Annotated in this window: 3 protein-coding genes, 1 pseudogene and 1 riboswitch; of the genes and pseudogenes, 2 read left to right on the top strand and 2 right to left on the bottom strand. The window is 47.4% G+C overall.

The annotated features are described in order from the left end of the window. Positions 1 to 1,902, top strand: a pseudogene (locus Q365_RS26890) (hypothetical protein); the annotation flags it as partial. A 492-nt stretch (positions 1,903 to 2,394) separates the two neighbouring features. Here Q365_RS26890 and Q365_RS0115145 read toward each other — a convergent pair. Together Q365_RS0115145 and Q365_RS0115140 are read right to left on the bottom strand one after the other, a co-directional pair. Beyond that, a complete protein-coding gene (locus Q365_RS0115145) occupies positions 2,395 to 3,549 on the bottom strand; it encodes an amidase family protein (protein ID WP_028024141.1) in 1,155 nt (384 codons plus the stop codon). 65 nt (positions 3,550 to 3,614) lie between these two features. After that, positions 3,615 to 4,769, bottom strand: a complete 1,155-nt coding sequence (locus tag Q365_RS0115140; RefSeq protein ID WP_028024140.1) for a hypothetical protein — start codon at positions 4,767 to 4,769, stop codon at positions 3,615 to 3,617. A 422-nt stretch (positions 4,770 to 5,191) separates the two neighbouring features. Continuing rightward, positions 5,192 to 5,315: riboswitch (glycine riboswitch) on the top strand. Positions 5,316 to 5,426: 111 nt separating this feature from the next. Between Q365_RS0115140 and Q365_RS0115135 the strand changes: the two genes are divergently transcribed. Continuing rightward, positions 5,427 to 6,818 carry an alanine/glycine:cation symporter family protein gene (locus tag Q365_RS0115135; RefSeq protein ID WP_028024139.1) on the top strand — a complete coding sequence of 464 codons (1,392 nt, stop codon included), beginning with the start codon at positions 5,427 to 5,429 and terminating at the stop codon, positions 6,816 to 6,818. Positions 6,819 to 6,884: the final 66 nt, after the last annotated feature.

Below are 6,884 nucleotides of genomic sequence, written 5' to 3'. Positions count from 1 at the left end.
GGCAGCTGGTCATGGCAAGCGAACTCCGATCGTTTCTCCGAGTATGGTTACAACGATAACTACCGCTTCTCGTTCGTCGTAGACGCGCTAGGCAGCAACAACATGATTGGTCTCGGTAGTGTCGAAAGCTCGGCCAGCTACGCTGACATCGATCATGCTTTCTACGTGGTGGGCAGCACAGTGTACCTCTACGAGAATGGCGGTTATCCGAGTGGCTACAGCGGCGCATTCTCCATCGCAGCCGGTGATACCTTGGCGTTGCAAGTCACGGCGGGCACCGTGACCTACTTGCATAACGACACCACCATTCACACCACCACGCGCTCAGGAGAGACACCGGATTTCTATGTGGACTCCAGTTTCTACAGCGGCGCATTCCAGCTCAGTGACATCATGCTCTCCCCGCTTTCTGGTGCGAGTTTGACCGCAGATGCTGACAACGATGGCGTGACTAACGATGTGGATTTGGACTCAGACAACGACACCATCCCTGATGTGGTTGAAGCCGGTCTAACTGATGCAGACGGTGATCTCATGGTCGATAGCATCGACCTGCAAGCCAGTGTTAACCCTGCGCCGGATTCTGACGGCGATGGCATTCCGGATTACTTAGATTTGGAAAGCCAAAATGCCGAGAACGACGGCACGGCCTTCGACATGCACGGCTATGACTTCGCGGCGTTCGACACCAACGGTGACGGCATGCTTAACCTTCAAGACGGTGAAGGCGGCGGTGACACCAACAACAACGGGGTTGATGATCGTGCCGAAGATTCGGACGGTGACGGTATTTCCAACCCGAACGATGAGGACGATGATAACGACGGCACCCTCGATATCTACGACGCCTTCCCGTTCGATCCGAATGAAGACACGGACACGGATGGCGACGGCGTGGGTGATAACGGCGATGCATTCCCAACGGACGCCACTGAGACGACCGATACCGACGGTGATAGCGTGGGCGACAATGCGGATTTAGACCGTGATAATGACGGTTTATCTAACATTGGTGAGCTAAGAGTGCCCGTGCTTGTCACTGAATGGCCTGTTCTCACAGGGAATGCCAACGTGACAAACGGAGAGCTCAATGCCAATGGCGGCAGCTGGACATGGCAGGCGAATTCAGTGCGATTCTCAGAGTACGGATTCACTGATAATTATCGCCTGAGCTTTGAGGTTCTATCCTTGGGTAGCAACAATATGATCGGTCTAGGAAGTGTCGAAAGCTCGGCTTATTTCTCCGACATTGACTATGCCTTTTATATCGTGGGTTCTACCTTATACATCTATGAAAATGGCAGTAGCATCGGAACCTTTGGCACGGTGTCTGTCGACGATACGCTGTCGATCGACGTTCAGCAGGGAGTGGTCATTTATCGCAACGGTGGAACGATCCTAAGAACAACATTCTATTCTGGCCAAACGCCTGACTTTTATGTCGATAGTAGCTTTTACAACGGCGATATACGTTTAGGAGACTTCCAGCTTATTCCGGTTTCCCCGCTTGCGGGTGTTGCCTTCACGACAGATACGGACGGCGACGGGATATCCAATGACCTAGACCTTGATAGCGACAATGATTCTATTCCAGACATTGTCGAGATTGGGCTTAGAGATTTTGATGGCAACCTGTTGATCGACAATCCCAACTTCGAAGGGCTTCTTTCGTACGCACCTGATTCCGACGATGATGGTATTCCTGACTTCCTAGATGTAGAAAGCCAGAACGCCTCAAACGATGGAACGAACTACGACCTGAGCACTACTCGCTTTGCCAGTTTCGATACCAATGGAGATGGACAACTTGACGGTGAGGATGACTTTGGCGGCACTGATGCAAACAACAACGGTGCAGATGATTTGATTGAGCAGCAACAAGGGGCTTCTTTGAATCACTAATCAATTCTAAATAGCGATCCCAAAACACCAAAGAGAGGCAAGTTTTACCACTTACCTCTCTTTCTTTTTGAGTAAAAAACACCAAGACATACGTGCAATTTGAAACAAAACGTCATCACTTAACGTGTGAATTGTTAACATAAAACCATTCACAACGCTCACTAGCCTGAATCAAGCTTTATGAATCAAAATTAATCATTTAAATTCAATCAATTAAAAATCAACCCCCCAAATAATTCACGTGGTTATCCACAGAATCTGTTGATAGGTTAGCGACAGGCCATATGCTTTAATTTACATTAAAAACAATAAGTTAAATTAAAAACATCGAAAAAATAAATTTTTCTTGACCTAATGCCAATTCACGATGTTTTTTTCGCATGATTTAATGTGCAAAAATTGAGTGCATAGTGAGGCATTAAACTGTATGCACATCACTATGTTACACAGAAGTGAATGAAAGGAATTTAGCAATAAAATGAAAAAAAATGACTAGATTAACCAGCGACTCGCTGCGTCAAAAAGCAAGCGGTCTTCACCGTGATGGGCCAGGAATGAAATGCCCATCGGTGCGCCACCAACAGTCACAAAAGGAATTGTAAGTTGCGCTAAGCCAGCCACTTCGGCAATGGCATAAAGCCGGCGTTGATTGAGTAAAAAGGTTTCATCAACGAACATCTCATCAGGCGATTGCCCCGGAGAGGTAGGAATCATTAACACTTCGCCGCTTGAAAAGAAGCCCTGCATATTGTGACTAAACAGCTCTCTTTTCTTTTTAGTGACCACAAACTCTTTAAAGCTGTTGCCTCGTATACGCTCTAAGTGCTCTACCGTTTCGTCAGAAAGCTTGGGCTTGTGAACATCAAACCATTGTCCATACTGCAAGTCGACTTCTCGCCCAAGCATCACCGTATGGATGTTATGAGCTTGAGTCAGCGCAAGCTTACTAAAGCTCGGAACATGTTCCACAGAGACATTACTTTCCTTCATTGTGATCTCCCATTCCAACATGGCTTCAATTGGGAGAAGTTCCTGAAACAGAGATGTCGCGTATTTGATCGATTTGAGTTGAACGGCTTTGGCGGGCTTGGTCCAACATTTTTCTGCCACTTGCTGCAAGATTGGCAGTTGTTTTGTCATAAAACCAATCGCATCAAATGATGGCGACAACGCTGCGACGCCGCGTAAATCGACCATGCCTTGCGACGGGCGATAACCAAACAAGTGGCAATATGACGCGGGGATCAAAACACCGCCACAACAGTCGTTACCAATACCCAAGGTGGCAGCGCCTTTCGCCACGGCAATTGCTGCACCAGAAGAAGACCCACCTAAACGAATATTTGGCAAGATAGGGTTTTTGAGGTTGGCTAAGAAAGGATTCTGGCCGCTAATACTGGTACCAAAATCATCAGACTGGGTTTTACCCAACAGTTTGCAACCAGAATGCATTAACGTTGTCACCACGCTGGCATCGTTCTTCGCAGGTTCGTTACCGTCAGACCATTCGGGGATACCGATGCCCGTGACCAAGCCTTTAACACTGACACAATCACTGACCACAAGACGCTGACGAGCCATTACGCCCGATGGGACATCTTGGCGAATTGGCTTCAATGCTTGTAGAAGGTAACTCTCACCTGTCATCGACGGTTATGATCCTTATCTTTCAGTTATTTATAAGGTTATATCTAAATATGCCTTCATGCTTGTTACAACGTTATTTTTTGACACTGATCCAGTAGTTCCACGCGGCTCGACGTAAATGCCTGACTCGTAAAATATTCTTCGTTGATTTTCAACTTCCGGCTTTGTGTCCAACTCTTCGGTGATGACCCTTGTCCATAAGGGATTCTGTATACGTGAAAGTGCTGATTTTGATGTTGATATATCAAGTTAGCAGCAACACGGAGTGGCTTGTAAGGTTTGTTGAGATACAAGCGAAAATCACCTGAACAATCGTTGACGATATAAGAACCATTGTCGCTTCTTATCGCAATGTAGGGTTGGTTCGATTCCGTGTATGACGCCAGAGACCATATACCCGTTTGCTGTGTCAGCTTCAAAAACGGTAAAGCACGTGTTTCGTCTTCTGTCATCTCTGTGTCCATGGCGTCGCTCTCTGCTAACGGCAAGACTTTCTCGCTCGGTTTCGCATGGACGACTCGAACAACTGGTGCTGCGGCCTCTGGAGGCTTCTCATCAAACCATACGGTTACAAATGACCAGTCGATCATTTTCACACTCAGTGCCACAACAATCACGAGAGATGACATTGCCATGGCCGGAAGCCAAAATTTCTGTGCCCAAATAAGCAAACCGGGCATTTTCAATCCCGACTTCCTGTCCAACTCCGTTTCCATGACTTCGTTATCAGACAAAGCACGACGTAGCTCACCGGCCAGCTTATTCTGTTCCGCAATCGCGCTCTCTTTTTGATGAGCAAGACGATTACGTTCTTCTTTCAACAGGACAAGTTCACCTTCGAGTTGAGCTACTTTTCGAGAAAAGTCTGCACTCGCATTGATGTTCGCACCGATGCTCTGCCCTTTCTGCGCTTGGCTGAGTTGCACTTTTAGCAGCTGGTTTAACGCCTCAAGTTCATCACGATCCTTTTTGACCCGTGACAACTCGCGCTCCAAGGCCAACGAATTTGCGCCACCAGCAGACGCGGCAGCAGGAACGGATAAGGCACTCTCACCCCTCCCTTTCACAATATTGTCGTAAGCATGCCTAACAAGCTGCATCAACGCTTTCGACCCACCTTTGTCAGGATGGACTCGCGTTGAAAGCAGCTTATAGCGTTGCTTCACTGTAGATTCAGTGTCACCCGGCTTGGTACCGAGTAGTTCATTAAACGTGGTCATTTCTAATCGTATGATTACTTTGATAAAGATTTATCGGCAGCGGCAGAGAAAACTTGAGTGTTATAGGGGGAACCTTCAAGCGTTGCGATAACATGCCCGCGTCTATTTGTCTCACTATTAAGATAGTAATTTCCCCATGGTTCTGCGCACCCAATTGATGAAGTTTTGTGCTTGGCCTCGTTTTTAATTATCAAAGCGAGTACATTTCGTTAACATAAATCATCAGTTTCACCCATCTCAGCCTGAAAGTTAATCCAACTCACTATTTTACGTTGCATTCGATTTTTTGTGATCTATGATGCTATCGACAATTTGACGTTCCGTTGAAGACAGCAGGAGAGAGATGGCCTTTGCCATCCGCCGAAGAAGTAAATCTTTCAGGCACTCGTTGGTGCATTTGCACCTGAGTATGGACTGTTGTTGGAGGAGCCTCTGGAGAGAGATAGGCACGACCTATCCGCCGAAGGAGCAAACTCAATTTACCCTCATTTCTTAATGAACGTATTTTTGAGTGAAACTCTCAGGCAAAAGGACAGAGGAGAAAACTGCACTATAGCTTGCGCTTTAGTGCTGCTTTGTGCAGCTATTCTCCTCCTTTTAATTTAAGCCCACACTTTCATCACTTTTCATTGAAAGCTTGGCATTAAAGGGGGAATCATGAACCATTCACTTTATAACTTTCTTCAAACCATCGACAACCTTGTCTGGGGTCCACCTCTGCTGCTATTGCTAGTGGGAACGGGGGTATATTTCACCTTCCGTCTTGGTGCCATTCAATTTTTCAAACTGCCTCTTGCACTCACATACCTTTTCACCAAAGAAAAAGGCGTGAAAGACAAAGGCGATGTCTCTAGTTTCGCCGCGTTATGTACGGCCCTATCAGCCACCATTGGTACAGGTAACATTGTCGGTGTTGCTACCGCGATAAAATTGGGCGGCCCTGGCGCGCTGTTTTGGATGTGGATGGCTGCTCTATTCGGCATGGCAACCAAATACGCTGAGTGTCTGCTTGCCGTGAAATATCGCGAGCAAGATGAAAACGGCAACATGCTAGGCGGCCCGATGCTGTACCTTGAAAAAGGTGCGGGCAAAAAATGGCTTGCTCGCCTTTTTGCTTTCTTCACGATTGGTGTTGCCTGCTTTGGTATCGGGACTTTTCCACAAGTGAATGCCATCGTTGACGCTGGTTATATCGCGTTTAATGTCCCGCATCATGTCACCGCAGTCGTGCTTACTGTCTTAGTGGCAGCCGTCACCATTGGTGGGATCCGCTCTATCGCAGGCATCGCCAGCAAAATCATCCCGACGATGACAGTGGTTTATGTCACGGCTTGTGTCGCCATTTTGTTCAATCACGCTAGCGCGATTCCTTCTGCGATTAGCTTGATTGTTGAGTCTGCGTTTACAACAACCGCAGCAACTGGTGGTTTTGTCGGTGCAAGCATCATGCTTGCTATTCAGTCTGGCGTAGCACGCGGCGTATTCTCAAACGAATCAGGTCTAGGCAGCGCGCCGATGGCTGCTGCATCGGCGCAAACTAACTCATGCGTCCGCCAAGGTCTGATTTCGATGGTCGGTACCTTCCTCGACACCATTGTGATTTGTTCGATGACGGGTTTGGCGCTTGTGTTGACAGGTGTGTGGTCGATGGATATTGAAGGCGCTCGCATGACCACTGAAGCGTTTTCACTTGGCTTGAACCAAGACTTCGGCCCTATTGTTGTTGCCATCGGCCTCATGTTCTTTGCTTTCACGACGATTCTTGGTTGGAACTACTACGGTGAACGCTGCGTCGTTTACTTATTTGGTCAACGAGCAGTTCTGCCCTACAAGTTGGTGTTTGTTGCCTTGGTATTGTCAGGCGCGTTCATTAAGCTCGACATGATTTGGCTACTCGCTGACATCGTCAACGGCTTAATGGCGATTCCTAACCTCATCGGCTTGATCATGCTACGCCATGTCGTGGCCGATGAAACCAAGGTCTACTTTGACGCACTAAAAGCAAAACTCGCTAAGCAGTCTGAAAAATCTGCTCACGCTAATATCTAAGCCTTGATGTGAGATCTTGAGGTTTTCATAACGACAAGATGTGGCAATGAGCAACGGACAAACAAA

The sequence above is a fragment of the Enterovibrio calviensis DSM 14347 genome, from assembly GCF_000621165.1.
Classification (GTDB): Bacteria; Pseudomonadota; Gammaproteobacteria; order Enterobacterales; family Vibrionaceae; genus Enterovibrio; species Enterovibrio calviensis.
Note: the sequence above shows the minus strand (reverse complement) of the source record. Positions and strands in the feature narration are given on the sequence as shown.